Origin of the sequence: Shewanella sp. NKUCC05_KAH, from assembly GCF_019345585.1 — a bacterium.
Lineage (GTDB): Bacteria > Pseudomonadota > Gammaproteobacteria > Enterobacterales > Shewanellaceae > Shewanella > Shewanella oncorhynchi.
Genome location: NZ_JAHKQZ010000027.1, coordinates 32,096 through 54,282, shown reverse-complemented (window position 1 = coordinate 54,282; position 22,187 = coordinate 32,096). Strand labels below are relative to the sequence as shown.

At 46.5% G+C, this 22,187-nt stretch carries 21 protein-coding genes and 1 pseudogene; 16 read left to right on the top strand and 6 right to left on the bottom strand.

Annotated elements, in window-relative coordinates; all coding sequences use genetic code 11:
- The first annotated feature begins 143 nt into the window (after positions 1 to 143).
- The 4 genes from KO533_RS20195 to KO533_RS20180 all read left to right on the top strand — a co-directional run bounded on the left by KO533_RS20195 (position 144) and on the right by KO533_RS20180 (position 5,308).
- Complete coding sequence (locus KO533_RS20195) at positions 144 to 473, top strand: cytochrome c (protein ID WP_105251249.1); 330 nt, start codon at positions 144 to 146, stop codon at positions 471 to 473.
- A gap of 191 nt (positions 474 to 664) precedes the next feature.
- Entirely contained in the window at positions 665 to 2,389 is a 1,725-nt protein-coding gene (locus KO533_RS20190; protein ID WP_219255859.1) for a DUF3373 domain-containing protein, read from the top strand.
- A gap of 55 nt (positions 2,390 to 2,444) precedes the next feature.
- Positions 2,445 to 3,833 carry a tetrathionate reductase family octaheme c-type cytochrome gene (locus tag KO533_RS20185; protein WP_219255858.1) on the top strand — a complete coding sequence of 463 codons (1,389 nt, stop codon included), beginning with the start codon at positions 2,445 to 2,447 and terminating at the stop codon, positions 3,831 to 3,833.
- A 314-nt stretch (positions 3,834 to 4,147) separates the two neighbouring features.
- Complete coding sequence (locus KO533_RS20180) at positions 4,148 to 5,308, top strand: putative sulfate/molybdate transporter (RefSeq protein WP_106649267.1); 1,161 nt, start codon at positions 4,148 to 4,150, stop codon at positions 5,306 to 5,308.
- Between the two features lie 104 nt (positions 5,309 to 5,412).
- Here KO533_RS20180 and KO533_RS20175 read toward each other — a convergent pair whose 3' ends face one another.
- Genes KO533_RS20175 through KO533_RS20165 form a run of 3 tightly spaced genes read right to left on the bottom strand, consistent with a single transcriptional unit; the run spans position 5,413 to position 8,176 of the window.
- Positions 5,413 to 6,405, bottom strand: a complete 993-nt coding sequence (locus tag KO533_RS20175; protein ID WP_198573045.1) for a polysaccharide deacetylase family protein — start codon at positions 6,403 to 6,405, stop codon at positions 5,413 to 5,415.
- Positions 6,402 to 7,040, bottom strand: coding sequence for an ester cyclase (locus tag KO533_RS20170; protein ID WP_219255856.1), 639 nt, complete (start codon positions 7,038 to 7,040; stop codon positions 6,402 to 6,404). Before KO533_RS20170 ends, KO533_RS20175 begins: the two co-directional genes overlap by 4 nt.
- Positions 7,040 to 8,176: an alkene reductase gene (locus KO533_RS20165; protein WP_219255854.1), complete on the bottom strand. Its 1,137-nt coding sequence runs from the start codon at positions 8,174 to 8,176 to the stop codon at positions 7,040 to 7,042. Before KO533_RS20165 ends, KO533_RS20170 begins: the two co-directional genes overlap by 1 nt.
- A 111-nt stretch (positions 8,177 to 8,287) precedes the next feature.
- Between KO533_RS20165 and KO533_RS20160 the strand changes: the two genes are divergently transcribed.
- Positions 8,288 to 9,199, top strand: coding sequence for a LysR family transcriptional regulator (locus tag KO533_RS20160; protein ID WP_219234490.1), 912 nt, complete (start codon positions 8,288 to 8,290; stop codon positions 9,197 to 9,199).
- Between the two features lie 7 nt (positions 9,200 to 9,206).
- Here the strand turns inward: KO533_RS20160 and KO533_RS20155 are convergent, their stop codons facing one another.
- On the bottom strand, positions 9,207 to 11,018 hold the full coding sequence (locus KO533_RS20155; RefSeq protein WP_219255852.1) for a PhnD/SsuA/transferrin family substrate-binding protein: 1,812 nt from the start codon (positions 11,016 to 11,018) through the stop codon (positions 9,207 to 9,209).
- 212 nt (positions 11,019 to 11,230) lie between these two features.
- Between KO533_RS20155 and KO533_RS20150 the strand changes: the two genes are divergently transcribed.
- From KO533_RS20150 to KO533_RS20115, 8 genes are all read left to right on the top strand, one after another.
- On the top strand, positions 11,231 to 11,833 hold the full coding sequence (locus tag KO533_RS20150; protein ID WP_105251242.1) for a response regulator: 603 nt from the start codon (positions 11,231 to 11,233) through the stop codon (positions 11,831 to 11,833).
- Positions 11,834 to 12,250: 417 nt separating this feature from the next.
- On the top strand, positions 12,251 to 12,526 hold the full coding sequence (locus tag KO533_RS20145) for a hypothetical protein (protein WP_173247249.1): 276 nt from the start codon (positions 12,251 to 12,253) through the stop codon (positions 12,524 to 12,526).
- 15 nt (positions 12,527 to 12,541) lie between these two features.
- Positions 12,542 to 13,093, top strand: coding sequence for a dihydrofolate reductase family protein (locus KO533_RS20140; protein WP_219255850.1), 552 nt, complete (start codon positions 12,542 to 12,544; stop codon positions 13,091 to 13,093).
- A 180-nt stretch (positions 13,094 to 13,273) separates the two neighbouring features.
- On the top strand, positions 13,274 to 13,849 hold the full coding sequence (locus tag KO533_RS20135) for a prepilin-type N-terminal cleavage/methylation domain-containing protein (protein WP_219255848.1): 576 nt from the start codon (positions 13,274 to 13,276) through the stop codon (positions 13,847 to 13,849).
- A gap of 144 nt (positions 13,850 to 13,993) precedes the next feature.
- Positions 13,994 to 14,518, top strand: a complete 525-nt coding sequence (gene hslV, locus KO533_RS20130) for an ATP-dependent protease subunit HslV (RefSeq protein WP_006083300.1) — start codon at positions 13,994 to 13,996, stop codon at positions 14,516 to 14,518.
- Positions 14,519 to 14,537: 19 nt separating this feature from the next.
- Positions 14,538 to 15,866 (top strand): HslU--HslV peptidase ATPase subunit, encoded by a 1,329-nt coding sequence (hslU, locus tag KO533_RS20125; RefSeq protein WP_219255846.1) that lies wholly within the window; start codon positions 14,538 to 14,540, stop codon positions 15,864 to 15,866.
- A gap of 196 nt (positions 15,867 to 16,062) precedes the next feature.
- A complete protein-coding gene (locus tag KO533_RS20120) occupies positions 16,063 to 16,449 on the top strand; it encodes a DUF971 domain-containing protein (RefSeq protein ID WP_063883307.1) in 387 nt (128 codons plus the stop codon).
- 119 nt (positions 16,450 to 16,568) lie between these two features.
- Positions 16,569 to 17,153 carry a DMP19 family protein gene (locus KO533_RS20115; protein ID WP_219234482.1) on the top strand — a complete coding sequence of 195 codons (585 nt, stop codon included), beginning with the start codon at positions 16,569 to 16,571 and terminating at the stop codon, positions 17,151 to 17,153.
- A gap of 34 nt (positions 17,154 to 17,187) precedes the next feature.
- Here KO533_RS20115 and KO533_RS20110 read toward each other — a convergent pair whose 3' ends face one another.
- Entirely contained in the window at positions 17,188 to 17,664 is a 477-nt protein-coding gene (locus KO533_RS20110) for a hypothetical protein (RefSeq protein ID WP_219255844.1), read from the bottom strand.
- A gap of 291 nt (positions 17,665 to 17,955) precedes the next feature.
- A pseudogene (locus KO533_RS20105) lies at positions 17,956 to 18,451 on the bottom strand (transposase); the annotation flags it as partial.
- Between the two features lie 209 nt (positions 18,452 to 18,660).
- Here KO533_RS20105 and KO533_RS20100 point away from each other — a divergent pair.
- The 3 genes from KO533_RS20100 to KO533_RS20090 all read left to right on the top strand — a co-directional run bounded on the left by KO533_RS20100 (position 18,661) and on the right by KO533_RS20090 (position 22,167).
- Positions 18,661 to 19,098, top strand: coding sequence for a hypothetical protein (locus tag KO533_RS20100; RefSeq protein WP_173247262.1), 438 nt, complete (start codon positions 18,661 to 18,663; stop codon positions 19,096 to 19,098).
- 710 nt (positions 19,099 to 19,808) lie between these two features.
- On the top strand, positions 19,809 to 21,374 hold the full coding sequence (locus KO533_RS20095) for a cryptochrome/photolyase family protein (protein WP_173247265.1): 1,566 nt from the start codon (positions 19,809 to 19,811) through the stop codon (positions 21,372 to 21,374).
- An 85-nt stretch (positions 21,375 to 21,459) separates the two neighbouring features.
- Positions 21,460 to 22,167, top strand: a complete 708-nt coding sequence (locus KO533_RS20090) for an SDR family oxidoreductase (protein ID WP_173247268.1) — start codon at positions 21,460 to 21,462, stop codon at positions 22,165 to 22,167.
- The last annotated feature ends 20 nt before the right edge of the window (positions 22,168 to 22,187 follow it).

Here is a 22,187-nt window from a genome sequence, read left to right as displayed (position 1 = left end):
TTATCAATTAGATTTTTTTAATGAAAGTGATATACCTCAAATTTACACACCGTAGGATTTGATAAATTAATTTACAAAGTGGAATCAATAAAAACACTTAACCAACAAATAAATGTAAATGATCACAAAAAGTAAGGAATGAGATGATGAAAACGTCAACTAAGATAGCAATTGCCATGGCAGTGATCGGCAGCTTGAGTATTAATGCGTATGCCGCAGAGGGAGGTAATCCAAAGAAAGGTAAACATTTGTACAAAAAAGAATGCAAAGCCTGCCATAGCCAAGGCGGTGAAGGTGGTGAACTCACGCCAATGGCCAAAACGATGAGCCAGTGGGATCGCTTCTTTGATAAAGATAAGCACAAATTCAAACCAGAGGTATTCAATGGCCTCTCGGAGCAAGACCTCAAGGATATACAGCAATTTTTGTATGACCACGCCGCCGACTCGGACCAACCCCAAACCTGCGGTTGATCTCTGCCAACGTTATGGCCTAAGACAATGGTAGAGAGCTCCCCTGCAACTGCTCACTAACACATTGAATTAAAAATTAAAAACCCAATTCGAGAAAAATGGGGAACACACCTCAGGGACTCCTATTGGGTAAATTTGGCGAAATGCACTTAGCGCAATCATGCCAACAGAACAACTCTGGGAGAAACCTTATGCGTACTCTTATCTCAATCCTCGTTGCCAATGCCTTGTTTATGTCAGGCCAATCTTTTGCTACACCTAATGATGTACAACAGGAAAATAAAAAAATTACCGAGTTAAAACAGAATCTTGCCGATATTACCGAGCAATTGGATGATCTCAATAATCGCGTCGACAAAACCGAGCGGCACACATCGTTAGACCGCCTTGAAATTACAGGTGATTTCCGCACTAAAGCTCATTCACTACATTACCGCGATGTTGTCTGGAATCCTGCCATCAAAGTCAATTTCAACGACTTTGGTGCCAAAGCCATGTCCGGCGCTTTCGGTATGCCCAACGATCTCAACTCCCCACTAGGGAAAATGATGCAAGCTAATCCAGACCTTGCTGCAGCCTTCCAAAATGGCATGTTACAGGGCGTGATGCCCTATGTGCTCGCGCCCAAAAGTGTACAGGACATAGATAACGATATTTTTTACACCACTCGCCTGCGGTTAAATCTGAAAGCTAAGGTATGGGATAACGTCAGCTTTGCTGGCCGCCTCAGTATGTATAAAAACTGGGGTGATTCTACCGGAGTTCAAGTATTTGATTCTTGGCGGTCTTTCACTATGGATGGTACCAGTAGCGGCAATACCAGTGGTGACTGGCTGCGGGTCGAACGCGCCTATTTCGATTGGAAAAACATTAATGGATCAGAGTTTTATCTCTCTATAGGTCGTCGCCCTTCCACCTATGGTCCACCCAGTCACTACCGCGAGAATGAAATGCGTGGCGGCACACCTTCAGGACATTTAGTCAACTTCAACTTCGATGGCGCCACCTTAGGCTACAACCTAGGTGAAATCACAGGTATCGAAGGCCAAATCGTCCGTTTCTGTTACGGCCAAGGCTTTGAATCACAATGGGGAAATGGCGAAATGTTTGGTGATATCGTCACCAAAGATACTCACCTTGGTGGCTTTAATATCGATGCGATCAACGATGGCACCAACTTCCTCCAGTTCACCCTGTTTGGCGCCAAAGATGTTAATGACGGCTTTAAAGGCACCATGGCCTTCCCTACCCAGCTTGCGGGCATTTTCGCACCCACCATGTATCAAGATATGCAAAAGTTCGACAACTTTAACTTTGTTACCCGAGTACAACCCAGCGGGGTTATCGGCGACATGTATCTAGGAGGAATTGGTTTTGCGCGCGAAGAAGCAAACGATATCAAATGGTTTGCCTCATTCGGCTGGACACGCGCCGAGCCTAACGGTAACGCAGGCATGTTTGGCGGCATGTTATCCGATGCCATATTTGAAGCCGAGCTAAACAGCACTGGTACTGAGATTATTATGGTGCCAAAAACCAGTGACGATACCGAAGCCAAAGACGGTTATGGTATTTATGTCGGCGTACAAATTCCTGCTCCCTACGGCAAATTGGGTCTGGAATATAACTATGGCTCCGAATATTGGACGCCTTTTACCCAGGCACAGGATGACCCTATTGGTAGTAAGTTAGCTACCCGAGGACATGTAGCAGAAGCCTATTACATCTTTGATATTAACCCCAAAATGTTTATCAAACTTGCTGGCCTCTATTACGACTACGAGTACACAGGCAGCGGTACACCTGTGGGTGCTCCACAAAAAATCGACGATGTGCTAGCTGGCTCTGCTTATTCCATGTTGCCAGTGGTTGATACCGCGTTTGATGTCAACGCCTCACTCACCATCAACTTCTAATCCGTCATTGATAACAACTATCAGCCCTCGGTTACATCGAGGGCGGGAGTACAAAATGAATAAGCTCATCCTCATTGCCTTAGCGGGCATGACATTAAATGCCTACGCCGCTAATCCCCATAAAGAGGCACTTAAAGGCCCGTTTACCACAGGCTCACAGGTGACCACACAATGTTTAGTCTGCCATGAAAATCAAGCGACTGACGTGATGAAAACCTCCCACTGGACTTGGGAGTTAGAACAAAAACTTCCCGATAGGACAGTCGTAAGAGGTAAGAAAAACAGCATTAATAACTTCTGCGTTGCCATTTCCAGCAATGAACCCCGCTGTACCAGTTGTCACGCGGGTTATGGTTGGAAAGACAGTAACTTTGACTTTAAAGATAAAACCAAAGTCGACTGCCTAGTTTGTCACGACACCACAGGAACTTATGTTAAAGATCCCGCTGGCGCAGGTGAACCTATGGCAAAACTCGATCTGACTAAAATAGCTCAAAATGTTGGCGAACCTGTACGGGATAACTGCGGTAGTTGCCACTTCTATGGTGGCGGTGGTGACGCGGTAAAACATGGGGACTTAGACTCATCCATGTCTTATCCAGACAAAGCGACGGATGTGCATATGGATAGCGACGGTAATGACTTTCAATGTCAGAACTGCCACACCACTGAGAAACACATGATCTCAGGTAATGCTATGGGGGTTTCACCCGGTGGTGTCGACCATATTGGCTGTGAAAACTGCCACGAATCAGCGCCACACGCGAACAAAAAACTCAATACTCATACAGCGGCAGTTGCCTGTCAAACCTGTCATATTCCGTATTTTGCTAAAAACGAACCGACAAAAATGCGCTGGGACTGGTCAACGGCTGGAGATGATAAAAAAGAAACACTCGACCAATACGGTAAGCATACCTACCAAAAGAAAAAAGGAGATTTTGTTTGGGAAAAAATGGTCAAACCCCAATACGCTTGGTACAACGGCACAGCCAATGCTTATATGGCAGGTGATAAAATGGATCCGAGTACAGTCACTAAATTGACCTATCCCATTGGCGATATAAATGATGCCAAAGCAAAAATCTATCCTTTCAAAGTGCACACGGGTAAACAGATTTACGATAAAAAACTCAATATTTTTATCACACCGAAAACCTATGGCAAAGGGGGATTCTGGAGCGAGTTTGATTGGAACTTAGCGGCAAAACTAGGAATGGAAGCGAACACGACTATGCTTGAGAAAGGTATCAAATACAGTGGTGAATATGACTTTGCAGCCACTGAAATGTGGTGGCGGATAAACCATATGGTGTCACCCAAGGAGCAAGCATTAAATTGTAACGACTGCCATAACAAAGGCACAAGACTCGATTGGCAAGCCCTAGGTTATCAAGGTGACCCGATGAAAAATAAACAAGGGCCAAAACACAAACAGCCTTGATTGAATCGTTCACTGATTTGAGCATCACAGATATCTTACTTTTAGTAAGGCATAGAAGTGAACACAACTGATGAACCAAATCGAGTTCCCGGTAATACCCTTTGAGATCTTAGTTTTTACTAAGATCTCTTTTTTTATTATCTTGTTACTCTCACCCAAAAAGACAATTAGACTCAGCCATTCTTCGGCCTTGCCCCAGTTTGTCTCATTGAGTGACTCAATACGGTAGTTTGACTCTGTTTACCCCCCAAATCATCTGATTTTTATGGCATTTATTTTGCGTAGTCATAGCGTGTTCAATTACGGCAATCAGTATGACCTCGGGCAAAATTTCCCAAACAGTATCCAATCCTTCATTCAACCGTTTACTCGGTGAAACCAGTGGCGCTTTTGCCGACTTAGGCACTTTTTTACCTTTAGTACTAGGGCTAATTGCCCTCAATCAATTTTCGCCCCAAGGGATATTTTTGGGGTTTGGTCTATTCGCTATTCTCAGCGCGCTGTTTTACCGTCGCCCGATTCCGGTACAACCGATGAAAGTCATCGCTGCACTGGTGATCGCTCAGGGCTTAACCCCAGGCATGTTGCAGGCAAGCGCCATGTTAATGGGCATTATCCTGTTAATTCTCGCCTTTAGCGGCGCCATCACTTGGTTAGCCAAACAGTTATCCCAAGCTGTGAGTGTTGGCATTCAACTCGCCATAGGTCTGCAACTGATGTGGATGGGCACTAAGATGATGAGTGAATTTTGGCTGGTTGGCGTGGGGGCATTTGTACTGTTATTTATCAGTAAATTTTTGCCGCTGCGTTACCTTGCCATGCCCTTAGTCATAGCAGCGGGGATGATTTGGCAAGCAAGTACACAAACTAGTTTAGCCACTAACTTTGATATTCAAGCAATGACAGCGCCATTTCAATTAGCGTGGCCGACATCAGTTGAATGGACCTCTGCCGCCCTTTTGTTGGTTTTGCCACAACTGGCTCTCACCTTAACCAATGCAGTGATTGCTACATCAGTAATGGCGCAGGAGAAATTCCCTGAAGATGCCGCCAAACTCACACCCAAAAACTTCGCCATTAGCTCAGGTCTTGCCAACTTATTGCTCGCGCCCTTTGGTGCCTCGGCCATGTGCCACGGTGCGGGCGGACTTGCGGTGCAATACCATTTTGGTGCTCGCACTTATCTGGCGCCGTTAATTTTTGGCAGTACGTGCTTAATGATAGCCCTGTGCTGGGGTACTAATATCGCTTGGCTATTAAGCCTTATTCCTATGGCAATCCTCGGCAGTTTACTGACCACTGCGGGGCTGCAATTAGCATGGTCGAAACGCTTAATCGATGGTAAGCCCTTCTGTATCTTTGTGATTTTATCAACCGCTGTGACTTGCCTCGCTATAAACGCCGCTGCGGGACTTGCCGTGGGGATAATTCTGGAGCAGGGTCGCCGCACTTGGGCCATGTTGGCCATGCGTTAATCACTTTCGACTCGCAGTAATAAGGGTTTCCAAAAACAAAAAGCGCGTTAAACAACGCGCTTTTTGTTAACCATTAAAACCTCTTCCAACAAAGCTACAGCAGGCTAAAATGTTCTTGCAGGATTGGTCGGTGTGTCCTTTTGCGCCAGCGCCCACTTAGCAATAGCATCTTTACGCATAAAGCCTACATTGGTGTGATCTTTAGCGTACTGAATAAACTTATCTAAAGCGGTCACAAGTCCAGGAGCGCCACCAATACGGTCGTGCACACTGATCGACATCATCCGTCGCTGCGTCGAACCTTCTTGATAGAGCATATCGAACTCATCCTTTAGTTCCTGTAAAAAGGCCGCGGCCGTCATAGCTGTGTTGCCACCAAAACGTCCGATATCATTGTTACGTAAAGTGTAAGGCACAACAGCAAAAGGCTTATTTCCTACAGGGATAATTGAAGGTTCGTCCCGCGATAGATCATCGATATGATAAATAAAACCTAAGTCCTGCAAAATATTGAGGGTTTGAGTGCTGTGGCGCATCCAAAAGGCATTAAAACCTAAGGGGCGCTGACCTGTGATCCTTTGCAGCGTCTCAATACTCGCCACATAGGAGGCGCGTTCCTCTGCTGGCGACATGCTGTATTGTGGCGTCCACGTTTGTCCGTGACCCGAAATCTCATGCCCCTCATCTGCAACTTGTTTGGCAAGTTGAGGATGTAGCTCGGCGGCGCGCCCAACCATGTGAGAAGTCACCTTGATATTGTGCTTACGCCACAAGCGCAGCAGCCTTGGAATGCCTTCGTTCATACCGTAATCGTACCAAGTCGGGGTGATGGTATCTGGGTAGCCCTTTTCCATCGGCGGAAACGGCCCTTCGGCATTTTTATCTTGAGCACCTGCTTCAAACTGCATTGAGATTGAAATCACTAACTGCTCACCACTTGGCCAAAATATTTTGTTCATACCATTGCCACCTGAACTTTTGGAGTCATTTTCTAAGGTATCTAATGATGGTAAACCAATAGCAAGCGCCGTTTGGCTTAGGCCGAACCCAGCAGCGATGGCGCCACCTGCCATTAAAAATCGTCGACGTTGATTCATGATTGAGTCCCTGCAGCTAATTGAGAAAATAGCGTTTGATAATCTTCGAGGTGCCAGTTATCTGTGATGAAACCATCCCGTACTCGATACATGTCAACAGCACGAAAATCGATTTTCTGCCCTTGGCCTTTTTGCTCACCAAAGACACCAGTAAAGCGGCCATTAAAACGCAGACGTACCACTGCACGATCGCCAACGACTAGCAAATGCTCAACTGAAACAGAGAGATCGGGGACCGCCGCCCTAAATGCCTTTGAGGCTTCGAGTGGACCCGTGATTCCCTGTGCGCGGCCAGCGGGCAGAGTACGGTCGATAAAACCAGTCGCCAATGCGCCGTGGGCAAAACTTGCATCGCCCGAGTTCCAAAAACTGGCATATAACAAAGCGGCGCGGGCGATAGCCAGTGCCTGCGGTGATTCATCAGAAATCGTTTCCATTGCCGCCACTTTTGGCACTAACGCCGCTCGCACTTTAGCACTATCCTGTGTTGTTGCCCCTTGAGCGGCTAACGCATCCATGCTCAGACTTGCTAAGCTAAAACCCACAATAGCGATACCTATAAAGCCTGAAAACCATAGACTTAAACTAAGCCAAGCGGATAAGCGCTGAACATACAAAGTGTTAACCCGATCCATTATGCCACCTCATCGTCAGCGGATCGGATGACGGCTCTCAATGCTTCGTTGTGTGTAGGATAATCGGTATAACCCGCTGCACTACCGCCAAACAAGGGCCCTTTGTCGAATGCAGATAAAGGCAATTGATGCATTAAACGGTAAGGCAAATCAGGATTTGCAATAAAAGGTCGACCGAAGGCAACTAAATCCGCATAACCGTTATCAATCACTTCATTGGCACGCGCCACATCATAGCGACCCGCAACAATAATGCTGCCCTTAAAGACTTTACGCAGCTCGACTCTAAAGGACTCTGGCACCTGCGGCGCATCATCCCAATCAGCCTCTGAAAGATGTAAATATGCCACGCCCAATGCCGATAAATGCTTAGCCGCTAACAGAATAGTGTCTACAATTTCAGGACACGCCATATCTTTAAACGTCACGTAAGGGGCGAGGCGAACCCCAACTTTATTGGCACCAATTTTCGCACTCACTGCTTGGACAATTTCGAGTAAAAAACGAATGCGATTTTCCTGAGAACCGCCGTAGGCATCAGTTCTGTGGTTTGAATTGGTGCGTAAAAACTGGTCAATCAGATAACCATTGCCGCCGTGAATTTCGATGCCATCAAAACCCGCCGCAACCGCATTCACTCCCGCCTGTGCAAAATCGGCCACAACGCGGTCGATATCGGCTTGCACCATAGCCCTAGGTTCTGGGCAATCCACCATTTGCCCTTCAGGATGCGCTTCATCCACAATCCATACTTTAGTGCCAACGGGCGCAATAGCTGATGGCGCAATAGGGGCATTACCTTGCTGAAAAATCGGGTGCGATACACGGCCAACATGCCAAATTTGATTGAAGATTTTACCACCAGCCTGATGCACTGCCGCTGTGACTTTTTCCCAGCCCTCAATTTGCTCAGCGGTATACACGCCCGGCGTAAATGAATAACCTTGGCTGTCATCGGAGATTTGTGTCGCTTCTGTGATGATTAACCCCGCAGAGGCGCGCTGGGCATAATATTGCGCCATCAGATCATTAGGAATATTACCTGGCTGCGTAGTACGCGCCCGAGTCATAGGGGCCATCACGATGCGATTATTTAATGCCAGTGACGCTAATTTGTAAGACATGAATAGACTCATACACACTCCGAACCAGAAATTAAGATGAAACATCAGTGGTGCAATTGTGCATTAGTTAATCTATATTGATAATCAGGCTATTATTAAAATCATTTTCAAAAATAATTTGATATGTATCATTTAAACGATCTGCAATTAGCGCTGCGTATCGCAGCCTTAGAGAGTCTCTCGGCAGCCAGTAAAGAAATAGGCATGACGCCGGCAGCGGCAAGTGCCGCGCTGCAAAGATTAGAGAAAAAGCTAGGATGTCAGCTATTTGCTCGCTCGACGCGGCGCTTACAGCTCACAGAAGAAGGGCGGATTTTTCTCGATTCTGCGAAACCCGCACTGGCGATTCTCGAAACCGCCAGCGCCAATTTAGCCGAACACAGGGGTGAGCTTAAGGGTGAAGTACGCCTCGCGTTACCTTCGGATATTGGTCGCAGCCAGATCCGTGCTTGGCTCGATGAATTGATGGACAGCGCCCCAGAACTGACAGTGCAGCTGTATTTTGGCGATCATATGACAGACTTAATCGACCAAAATATCCATTTGGCTTTGCGCTATGGCCAACTTGACGACTCAAACCTTAAAAGGCGTCAGCTCGCCATGACCCCAAGGGTACTGGTCGCCTCACCCGCTTATCTGGCACAACACGGCACACCAAGCACGCTAAATGAACTGAGCCAACACGCAGTACTGATCTTAAATCGCGGCGGTGAGCCGTGGCAGAAATGGAAGTTAAGTCATAACGGCGCGCCCGTTGAAATCGAAGTCAGGGGCCAACGTTTTTGTAACGATGGCGCAGTGATCCGCGACTGGGCACTCTCAGGTCGTGGAATTGCCTATAAGAGTTGGCTCGATGTGGCGCAAGATGTGACCGAAGGCAGACTCCACTTAGTGCTAGCCGATAAAATAGCCCCACCGATCCCACTGCAATTGGTATACCTACAAACCGATTATCCCAGCCATAAGGTCCGTCGCACCATAGAGTTTTTAGTAGAAAAGCTCAGCCAGTTCTCCCAAAACTATCCACTGCCCTAATGGTAATTTATTCCTTGGGAAGCACGACTGTCACCACACAGCCCTGTTGCCAAGGCAGTAAAGCTTGCGTGGATTGCTGACAGTTTTCGATTTGAATGCTGCCGTGATGGCGGGTGACCACATCCTTACAGATAGCTAAACCTAGGCCTAATCCCGCATCTTTGGTTGAGGCAAAAGATGCCATCAACTCACTCGCCTGCCCCTGTAGCCCTTCTCCATTATCAATAACTAACACTTTGATTTCATTTGGATGATAATAGATATCGATCCATAATTGACGCACACGATTATCGCCGCAGGTTTCTAACGCATCTAAGCTATTTTTTACTAAATTGACCCACATTTGGCTTAAACCAACGCTATCGCCCATCAGTTCAAAGGGCTCACCCTGCACTCGCACATTCACTTGCACATTCGCTCGGTCTAGCTCGCGCCGCAACAGAGCTAAAGCTTCTTTCACCACTGGCACTATATCTAAAGGTTCGGTCTTGGCCTGACGCCGCTTGAGTAAACCGCGAATACGATGCACAACCGCTCCGGCGCGAATCGACTGCGCATTAATTTTACCGAGTACATCATAGAGTTCAGGATTATCTTGCCCAAGCCTTTCCAGTTGTAGCATGGCACCTTCGCTGTATTGGGTAATGGCGGCTATGGGTTGATTGAGTTCATGGGCAAGTCCTGCACCTATTTCCCCAAGAATCGCCGCACTTTGCAGTCGCTCAAGCTGCAGTGCCTTGTCCTTTAATTGACGCTCAGTGCTAACTAAAAACTCACTTTTCTGGCGAAACTTATATTCAAGCCACAGGTGATAAATGGTGGAAATAATGAAAATTAACAACAGTGCGCCCCCCCATTCTTTATTTTTTGCCATCCATTTGTATACGGTTTGATAAAGTGGTGGTGATGCTCCCTGTAGTTGTAATTCTTTAAATAACTCAATCACTTTTAACTGACTCACGGGCGCAGTCCAGCCCAAAGTATCGGCGGTAATTGCTGCAATATGATCGGCGGGTAAATCGAATAAGGCGCGGGTAATCGCCATCGTCAGCTTAGGAGAAACCGTATCCGCCGCAGCGAATGACCAGTTTGGGTATAACTGAGTGCTCACCTCGCAATCATATCCTGCAGGCGTTGCAGGATGGATAACCCGATAATCGCCCTGATTAACAAGACCCGTTGCGATCATTTCCTCTAAGGTACAAAAAGGCGCTATTGCGGCGTCGGCACTGCCATCTCTGACTTGATAGATAAGCGGTTCTAACGGGAAACCGAGGAAGCGCACTTGCCCAAAAAACTGTTCGGGTAAAAAACCCATTTTATGCAGTAACCCCATGGCCGCTTGATACCCCCCCAAAGCCTGCGGATCACTGGCGACCACATTGCGCCCGCGCAAATCCTGCAAGGTGCGGATAGGGCTGTCGGCGCGGACAATAATGGTCGCGCCTATGGTAAAAGTGCTGCCTTGATGCTTACGGCTCTTCATTGTCGCGAGCCAAGACAGCGGGAAGTTGTTACTTAGATGCAGATATTGCCCAGGGTTAGTGACGATAAACTGCAAATCATGCTCAAGTAACTGACTACGCATGCCATTAAAATCCACAGGCACGACTTCAAAATGACTATTAGGTACTTGCTCACTGAGGTAATCCATCATAGGTTGCCAACGCTGCTTGGCCTGTAACACGCCATGATTTGCCAGCACTCCGACTCTAAAATGGTTCACTTCTGTCGCTTCGTTGGCATAGGACGGATTAAGCCCAATGATACTCAGCAAGAATCCCATTAATATCGCTTTACACCAAGAGTCAATCGTCATCGCCTCTATTACCCACTCTTATATGCCATTGCCATGGAACGACTTTAGCTCGCAGATAAAAATCAAGCTGTGAAATGCCGCCAAACTCTAGTTTATGCCCAGAGGGAATCGGCTAATTTAGTGATGTATCTCCCAAGACCTAGGCTTAAAATTGAGCCCACTCCATACCCAGCTTAAGCTGATAGCATGCTTACCGCCCCACAAGGAACACAATGTCGATAAAATTGCCACTCTATCTAGTCGATGACGATGAAGCGATTCTGGATTCACTGGGCTTTATGCTCGGACAATTTGGCTATCAAGTGCAAACCTTCAACAGCGGCCGCGACTTTCTTGAGCACTGTGCATTATCACAGGCGGGCTGCGTGATTTTAGATAGTCGAATGCCGGAAATCACCGGCCAAGAAGTGCAGCAAAAATTACTGGAAACCCACAGCCCGCTAGGCGTGATATTTCTCACTGGCCACGGTGATTTACCTATGGCGTTAAGCGCCTTTCGTAAGGGGGCCTGCGATTTTTTTCAAAAACCCGTATCGGGTAAGGCATTAGTACAAGCGATTGAAAAGGCGCAGCGTGAAAGCCAAGCGGCCTTCGAGCAGCAAAGTCTGCAGCATAAGTTTGACCAACTGACCGAGCGCGAACAGCAAGTGTTAGCCCATGTGATCCAAGGCATGACTAACAAGCAAATATCGGAGGCGATGTTTTTATCCCTGCGCACGATTGAAGTACACCGCGCAAAAATCATGAAAAAGCTCGAAGTGAACAATATGGCAGAGCTAGTGCAACACTTAGGCAATCTGAATTCTGTCTTATAAGTCAATCACCCGTGGTCACTAAACAATCGTTAAGCCTTCTCGCCACGCATAAGGATTTAAACGTTAAACCCTTTTTACCCCGCCCATTCAAGATACCGTAACGACACAGTTTTCATCCTACCTGCGACAAGCTGTCGCAGTTTGCGCATTTGGCTTTGTGAAATATCGTATCAGCCCGCACAATCACACCATAGGTTCCTTCCTTTGTGCCCCGCAGGCGCTCAAGAAATCCACTGCTTTTTGAACCTCCACCCGAGGGTAACTATACCCTCGGGGATTTTTTTGCTTCCATCCGCGAATGCCTTCCTCCAAAATAACAACTAAAGTAGAAAATAGAACGATCCAGTTCAAGTTCCGTCTGCAAAGCAGTTATATACTTTCCAACCGCCTTAAATAATATGAATCATGGAAGAGCGAATGTTCAAACCTTTAATATTACTCAGCTTTAGCACCTTAGTCTTGACCTGTATGAGTGGCTGCGTTGGGCCACTTAATTCAAAATGTGATACAAATTCCCCCTACAGCAAACAAGAATGCAATGCAGCCGACGCCGCAGTTTATGTTGCGGCGGCCATATTGGAAGGCCCAGATAAAGGTCAAACGTGTAACGATATGTCGGGCAAAGCAAAACAAGACTGCCTCGCTCAGCAACAGGCACTGAAAGAATCACTAGAGAAACACGCTCGAAAATAGCATTAAGGAAGATGAATGAAAGCCTCCGTTTTTATTGCCACGACCCTCGATGGTTATATCGCCACTCCCGATGGGGATATCGACTTTTTAAACCAGCATCCCAGTACTAATCCCGATGAAGATTTTAGTTACCATGCTTTTATCGACACTATCGATGCGATTGTAATGGGACGAAAAAGCTTTGAAAAAGTCCTCTCCTTCGATTGTGATTGGCCCTATGTAAATATCCCAGTATTTGTATTAAGTCGCAGCGGCGTAACAGTACCGTCGGCGTTAAGTGAGCACGTACAAGTGCTAAATGGCGATGCGGCAAGCATTAGCGAACAACTCAAAACCCGTGGCTTTAAGCATCTCTATATCGATGGCGGCCAAACAATCCAAGGCTTTTTAGCGGCAGGGCTAATTCAGGAACTCACGCTCACTCGCATCCCCACTTTACTGGGTAAAGGTATTCCCCTCTTTGGCGACTTAGCTCAAGCGATTCAATTAATGCCAATTCACACGCAGCAATACGACAATGGCTACGTACAAACCCGCTATCGTGTTATAGACAAAACGGCTTTATAAGCCGTTTACATTCGGCAGATGGCATTGAAAGATGAAGTGATGGCTTGCCATTTTGCGGCTTGCCATCTTACTGTAGAGCCATGTAACAACAATGTTAAACAACTAAATATTATCAATGACTTACTGATTGCAAATCAAAGTTCCGTTAGAATATTGTCCTCTAACAGATAGGTGAGCAATATGAGTCGTTTGCAGTCATCGAAGGGCTTTACATTAATTGAGCTGGTTGTGGTCATTATCATCCTTGGGATCTTGGCCGTCGTCGCAGCACCACGGTTTTTAAACCTAGGCCAAGATGCCCACGATGCCAGAGCCAAAACCACATTTGCGGCCTTTACCTCTGGTGTTAAGCTTTATCACAGTTGCTGGCTTGCGGGCGGTCACTCTGGTTATACCCAAGATCTCGCCTGTTATGGTGACGGAAAACTCGACTCGACCACCACAGGATTTCCACTGGGAATAGAGACTGCAACCGCTGATGCCGGTGCTAAATTGCAGGGCGATTATTGTGGTCAGTTATGGCAAGGTCTTTTGGCTAATAATGAATTTGTCATTGCCGATCAATACTCTTGGCGCACAGTTCCCAATGTCGACATTGTTTACTGGTATGGTGCCGTCGACATTACCGATCCCAATGCTTACTGCATTTTCAATTATGTCTCGGACGATCGCAGCTTCGGCAGTGAAAACTGGGATCTTAAATACTATCCCTTCGATGGCCGTACTATTGTAGGTCGATCCACCCTTTCCCAGTAAGCGCTTATTTTTATTGCTAAAGGAGCGCGAAAGATCGCAAACTCCTTTGGCATTTGCCGCGATTACTTGAATTATTGTCATCCATCCCCATATATATCCCATCATCCACCGCAACTTTTGCTGCGGGCCAGAAGAGGATTCATTGTGACCACTATCGTATCAGTACGCCGTAATAATCAAGTTGTCATCGCCGGCGATGGCCAAGTCTCCCTAGGCAATACCGTCATGAAAGGTAACGCCAAAAAAGTGCGTCGCTTATATCACAACAAGGTACTGGCAGGTTTTGCAGGCGGCACCGCCGATGCTTTCACCCTATTCGAGCGTTTCGAAGCCAAACTCGAAATGCACCAAGGCCATTTATTGCGCTCGGCCGTTGAGCTCGCCAAAGATTGGCGTACCGACCGTATGCTGCGTAAACTCGAAGCCCTGTTAGTCGTGGCCGATGCGGAAACCTCGCTGATCATCACAGGTAATGGTGATGTCGTTCAGCCAGAACACGACTTAGTTGCCATTGGTTCAGGCGGCAACTATGCCCAAGCGGCGGCCCTTGCGCTATTGCAAAACACTGAACTGTCAGCCTTAGAAATCGCCGAAAAATCCCTGACCATTGCCGCGGATATCTGCGTATTCACCAATCAATTCAAAACGATTGAAGAACTCAATTACTAAACAGCCCGTGAGGAATATTATGTCTGAAATGACCCCCCGTGAGATTGTCCACGAGCTGGATGCACACATTATTGGCCAACAAAAGGCCAAACGTTCTGTTGCTGTCGCCCTGCGCAACCGCTGGCGCCGGATGCAACTTGACGCGGATTTCCGTCAAGAAGTCACCCCAAAAAATATTCTGATGATTGGCCCAACGGGCGTTGGTAAAACTGAAATTGCCCGCCGTTTAGCCAAACTGGCGAACGCACCTTTTATCAAGGTCGAAGCGACTAAATACACAGAAGTGGGTTATGTCGGTAAGGAAGTCGAGCAAATCATCCGCGACTTGACCGATATAGCCATCAAGCTGACCCGTGAACAGCAAATGGGCAAATGTCGCCAACGCGCCGAAGAAAATGCCGAAGAGCGCATTCTCGATGCCCTGTTGCCTAAGCCGAAAAACGACTGGGAAAGCACTGAAACCGATTCCAACTCAAATACCCGTCAAGTCTTCCGCAAAAAGCTACGCGAAGGTCAATTAGACGATAAAGAAATCGATATCGATGTAGCCCAACCGCAAATTGGTGTTGAAATCATGTCGCCTCCAGGCATGGAAGAAATGACCAACCAGCTGCAAAGTCTGTTTAAAAACATGGGCCAAGCACCAGCAAAACGTCGCAAGATGAAGATCAAAGAAGCCTTTAGGCTATTGATCGAAGAAGAAGCGGCCAAACTGGTCAATCAAGAAGATTTAAAAGAACAAGCCATTGAAATGGTTGAGCAACACGGCATAGTGTTCCTCGACGAAATCGACAAAATCTGTAAGCGCGGCGAAACCTCAGGCCCAGACGTTTCCCGTGAAGGCGTACAACGTGACTTACTGCCGCTCATCGAAGGCTGCACTGTTACCACAAAACACGGCATGGTAAAAACCGACCACATACTGTTTATCGCCTCTGGCGCATTCCAGATGTCTAAACCGTCGGATTTAATTCCTGAATTACAGGGTCGTTTACCAATCCGTGTCGAGCTAGATGCGCTATCAGCCAATGATTTTAAACGCATTTTAACCGAGCCACACGCCTCGCTCACCGAGCAATATATCGCGCTGATGGGCACAGAAGGCGTGAAAGTTGAATTCAGCGAATCGGGTATCGACAGCATTGCGAAAGCCGCATGGCAAGTGAACGAGCGCACCGAAAACATCGGCGCCCGTCGTTTACACACTGTGATGGAAAGGCTGATGGAAGATATCTCCTACGAGGCATCGGAAAAATCAGGCTCCGCCTTTGTTATCGACGCCGACTATGTCAGTGCCCACTTAGACAACTTAGTCCAAGACGAAGATCTCAGCCGCTTTATCCTCTAGTGCAAAACCCGCTCACCGCCAAAGCCCAAACGACTTGGCGGTGAACGACTCAAATGCAAAAGTGTGACTTAAACGAAAAAGCCTGACCAAGGCTCTCGCTTACCCTTTGTATCCTTGGCCGCGAGTGGTTACATTAGTCAGGTGTTATTTTAATGAGTCGTTATCCTATCCTTAGCATTTTCTTGGTAGCCAACCTATGACCACAGCAACGCCCAATGTCACCGATCTTAAACTGAAACGTAAATCGCGCATTCTAGAAATCAGTTTCGATAATGGTGAGCAATATCAGCTCAGCTGCGAGATGCTCAGAGTCTACTCGCCCTCGGCCGAAGTGCATGGTCACGGTAATCCAAAGCTGGTCACCCACAAGAAAAACGTCAACATCAGCGCCATTGAACCCGTCGGCAACTACGCAGTGAAAATCGTCTTCGATGACGGCCACGACACAGGCCTATTCTCGTGGAAAGTACTCTACGATCTCGCCACCCACCAGGTGGATCTATGGGAAAAATACCTCGCCCGCCTACGCGCCGAAAAAGCCTCCCGCGAGCCGCTGATCGCGATGAATATAAAGTACAACTAGTACGTTAGGTAAATAGACGCTTAATTGTGCGATGTAAACTCTAGAAACAGAGAATTTAACAATGGGTAGCTTGTGAAGCTGTGACTTCTCTTACTGACTTGAGTATCAAAGGAAAGACCATGTCGGAAAAAATCCCCTGCCAAGAATGTAACACCTTAATCCTTCCGAGTACCGCCGAGAAAAATGAGGGTTTATGCATGCCCTGCAAAAATGGCATACGTGCAAATCTCGAGCGTGCGAAGGAATACTACCAACAAGAGCGTGAACTCGATAAAACCTGTCCCTTTCGAGCCTTTTGGCGAGATCTTGTTGTAAGGGTACATAACAAAGATCAAGGTTTTTATACGCTTAGACCAGAGGAACAAAACTACTATGCGGTGAACTGCTTATCTGGCGAGGTCTATAATGGTGGATTTATTCAGTATTTCGACAACTCTTCAGGTGAGCATTACGCCTTCGCTGAGCGTGGACTTATCCAAATGGGAGCAAGCCACTCGTTAAACTTATTGCACCAAGCAAAACAGGCCGTGTTTGGCGAAAAGCCAGTACCAATAGACAGAGATCGTCGTTTAGCCGCAACCGATAACCAAGACCTGTACAGCGTACTCGATAAGCTCGATGACGAGTTTTATAAAGATCTAGATGATCTCGATGCCAAGCTTAAAAGCTACGCCCTTGATTACGGACTGGTAAATAAGACTTAACTGGCGATTGTCGGTAATCACTTAAAGATAAAGGCTATCCTTGGCAGAAATAAGCATAATTGAGCCTATCTTGCTGACCCCATACCGCAGTCCAGCCATTCACATCACTCATGTAAGCGAAATAAATGGATTGCGTTTTAAGACAAACATCTTGAAATGGCGCTTTATTCTGATTAATAAAATGCGCCGACCTAACCAACACATCAGTACAAACGTCTTCATCCTCCACTAACCAAATAAAATCATCACGCCATTCATCCAATGCTATCGCTGCCTCTGGGGAATTGAGTCTCAACTTATCTTGAGCGAGTTTCATTTGCTCGGGAGTCACAGAACATGAAACCGCCAACTTATCGAATACACCTGAACCGCCAGCCCAAAAAGACAAATCAAATTCCAACCTATCCTCTAGCGGCGTAAAACCCAATAAATTTTCGATAATCATTAAACTTTTAGCTAAATCGGCATCTGGCCTTTGGTAACGCTTTTCAATCCCATCATATTCCCGCATACGAACTAAGCTCCTGCTGCGTTAAGTGACACATTAAAATTGAGTAACATACTATAAAATAATAACTTTTTGATCAATGTACCCAACGATTAAGACTATTACGCCAGTGACTCGCCGACTTTGATTTAAAAATGAGTTATCCCTAAGCGCTCGATGGCGCCATTTGCAGCATAAGGAAGCGCGAACACCGCGAGCACATGGTCAAGGATAATGGAATGAAAATTATCAGGCCTACCATTTTAAATCAGCAACTTCATCAAGTAAGGCCTGTGGTTTAAACCGTCCCTGCTAAAAGCGGCCTGTACAGTTATCTTCTTGATTTGCTTGTCTTGCTATTAGCTCAATCAAACATCGCGCTCTTTTGAAAACTTAGGCATGAAATATCGCATAATCGCCTGCGGTAAATTGCGATTGAATGCTTTAATCGGTTGACCTCATGCGCCTCAACTAGCTCTCCTTGAACGGATTTTTGCGTTAATTCATCGCCTTTAGACAACTTATGCCACTGCTCAAGTACTTCGCGGTCAGTCCAACGATTGGCACTGTCGATATCGACTGGCAGCACCACATGCAGATAATTCGACATCACCGCAAAGGCTGCAACATCGATAGCAAAAACGGCTTCAAGTTCAAACAGTAGTGACTCAACCCAACTACGGCGATGGTCATAATTTTTCCCAGAATAGGCATCATCGCCACATAAAAAAGCACGCCGCACAACGCGGCTATAGCAATGGTAACAGGGAGTGTCTTCAAGGCTTATCTGAGTTCTGAGAGGACGCGGCATATAAACCTCCTTGTTTAATGCTTATAGTCGGAGGTTAACTACCACGCCATTTAAGCTGGGTGTCTTGAAAACAGCTTCTTTGTAAGCAACCTGAAAGTGCATTATATTGTTGCTCTAAAATGGATGGCCAGATTTATTATTAGCCCTGCATATGTGATAAAACAGTTAAACCTTCGCTGGAAACAAATCTTAGAAATGGAGTATTGTCAGTGACAACGAGAACGGAATTACTCAATAAATTAAGCGCCTTATCGACCGCCGATCCAGAGCACTGTCCGGTAGTGACATTAAATGAGTACTTTTTAGAAAACGAAGATGAAGAGTCTATCGCACCCAATAATTGGGGTTATGGTCGACCATCCATCAAAGAAATCTATCGTTGCTTGAAAGAAATCGAACATAGGTCAGATGTGCAAGGTATTTATGTTGGGATGCACGATGAATGGTCCGAAGCACTTGAGGATGATGAGCTATGGCCTGCAGCTGAGAACATTCATATTCTTACCTGTGCGCCTCTGGCGGAAGTGGAAGAATGGATTGAAGGAATCGCGGCAGATGGAATGGGGACAGGCTGGCCCTATGGCGAACATCAACTATCCCCTAAGCCGTATGCTGGCTATCATGTCTATACAGTATATTGGGATTAGTGGTTAGCTATCTCACTGTTTATGTGAATTTTATTGCATCAGATAACCCCAAAACATCGGTCTAGGCCGATGTTTTTATATCTAAGGATACCCAATCTCATTTTTGTAATATAAAACGTGCTCCCCCAGCCTTATTATATGAATTAGCTCGTGTTATTTAGACTCCCATTGTTAAATTTTAAAAATGGAGTGTTAGTACTCTTTTTAAATACTAACAAACAACACTAAAACTTCAGAAGTTCATCTTCCCCTGCGAAGTTGCTGAAGGGCGTTGAAGAAAATCGCGTGAGCGAGGCATGGATGCCGAGTTAGCTTTCGGATTCTTTATTTGATTAATAGGGGATGTACCATCGGAAACGTTAGCTATTTCAAATAAGCACGAAGCCCTGCTTATAAATAAAGAGTTAATGCATGTAACTTCGCTAGGGTGAGTGCTGCGAAAACAGCGGTACGAACGAGAGCCAAAGATTGTGAACTGGCAGTTAGACATCGACGTTGTTCGGCAAGGGCTCTTGATTGAAAATCAATGGGGAAGCCCCACGACTTTGACTTTGCTTTAAAAGCTATCAAACCAAGTTTAGATAAACCTCCTTGTCGAAATCACGACAAATACCCTGCTTTGTGATCCTCACTGCAACCCAATTCGTAATGTCAGGCAATATTACATCGCGAAATGCTTAACCGCGAAAGTCATTCAACGAGTCCACTTAATGCAATTACAGCAATTCCATACAGTCAGGTTAATTTTAGGCGATCAACTCAATGCCCAGCATTCTTGGTTTAACCGTGTTGATGATCAAGTGCTGTATGTGATTGCAGAATTGCACCAAGAAAACACTTATGTAACCCACCATGTGCAAAAAATATGTGCCTTCTTTGTGGCAATGGCGCAATTTGCCCAAGAGCTGCGCGCACAAGGGCATCAAGTGCTCTATTTGAATCTGGATGACACTCATGATGGCACCCAAGGCTTTAGCGATCTACTGGGGCTAATTCAACATCAGGTAACACAGGTTGGCGCGATCAAGTTTGAATACCAAAGGCCTGATGAATACCGCTTACTCAAGCAATTGAGCCGACTTAAGCTCAACACAGCCGTGGTGAACTGTGTCGATACAGAGCACTTTATCTTGCCCTTTGACGAAATCGATGCGCAGTTCCCCGTCGGCAAACACATTATGATGGAGCACTTTTATCGCCGTATGCGTAAACGCTTCAACATCTTGATGCAAGACGGAAAGCCACTCGGCGGGCAATGGAACTTTGATGCCAGCAACCGTCAGAAACTTAAAACTCAAGATATAAAAGTCTTGCCAGCGCCATTGATGTTTAGCCTCGATGTAACTGAAATTCTCGCTAGGCTTGAGCGTCATCAAATTCCGACCATGGGTCGTATTGATGCGCCATTGCTGTGGCCGATAAACCGTGCGCAAAGCCTCACACTATTAACGTATTTTTGTCAGGTTTGCTTGCCTTCCTTTGGCCGTTTTCAAGATGCCATGACAGCGCAACATCCCGCCAAGTGGAGCTTGTACCATAGTCGACTATCATTCAGCCTTAACAGTAAATTAATCAGCCCGTTAGAAGTCATCAATGCGGCCATCGACAGTTATCAAACGAATGCTGAGATTGATATCGCCCAAGTTGAAGGGTTTGTACGACAGATATTAGGTTGGCGAGAATATGTTCGCGGCATTTACTGGGCCAATATGCCGCAGTACGCCAGCACTAATGCGCTCGATGCCCATGGGACGCTGCCCGATTATTTTTGGCATGGCGACACTAAGATGAGCTGCATGCGACAAGCCTTATCTCAATCATTAGATTTTGCCTACGCCCATCATATTCAGCGCTTAATGGTGATCGGCAATTTCTGCTTATTAACCGAAATCGAGCCAAATCAAGTCGATGAGTGGTATTTAGGCGTGTATGTTGACGCCATCGAATGGGTTGAAATGCCCAACACTCGCGGCATGGCATTGTTTGCCGACGGCGGCATTGTCGGTACTAAACCCTACGCCGCCAGCGGCTCTTACATTAATAAAATGAGTGATTACTGCAGCGGCTGTCATTACAAGATAAAAGAGCGCAGCGGTGCACTCGCCTGCCCGTTCAATAGCTTTTATTGGCGCTTTATGGACAAACACCGCGCGCGATTGTCGCTGAACCCTAGGATCGGCATGCTATACCAGACTTGGGACAAAATGGGCGAGTCCGTAAGAAGCGCCATATTAGCCACAGCCGAGCACAACCTCGTTCACCTAAACCGTTTGTAGCGGAGTAATGCTAAGCGTGACTCATTGATATAAAGAGTTTGATATAAAGAATTTGATATAGATATTTGGATAGGGAGAGTTTGCTATGAAAGTACTTATCGTCGGCGGGAGTGGGGGTATTGGCAAAGCCATGGTTAAGCGAATTCAAGAGTCATATCCCGACGCCACTGTGCACACCACCTACTGGCATCATCTTCCCCAAGACATGCGAGAGAAGCTCCAATGGCATGCATTAGATGTGACCAATGAAGCTGAGATTAAACAGCTAAGTGAACAACTCACTGAATTAGATTGGATTATTAACTGTGTCGGCATCTTACACACCCAAGATAAAGGGCCAGAAAAAAGCCTACAGTCACTGGATATCGACTTTTTCCAGCACAATTTAACGCTGAATACCCTGCCCAGCATCATGTTGGCGAAGCACTTTGCTAAGGCATTAACACAAAGCCACTCGGCAAGATTTACGGTGATATCGGCGAGAGTCGGCAGTATTACCGATAATAAATTAGGGGGCTGGTACAGCTATCGCGCCTCAAAAGCCGCGCTGAATATGTTTCTCAAAACACTGTCGATTGAATGGTTACGCACCATGAAACACGGCGTGGTGTTGTCTCTGCATCCGGGCACGACAGACACGCCATTATCTCAGCCATTTCAACAGAGTGTCCCCAAAGGCAAACTGTTTACACCTGAGTATGTCGCCAACTGCTTACTGCCCATCATTGCCAATGCTACACCCGCACAAACAGGGCGTTTTTTTGCCTACGATGGCACAGAGTTACCTTGGTGAAATAAGCTGAAGAGCAAGTC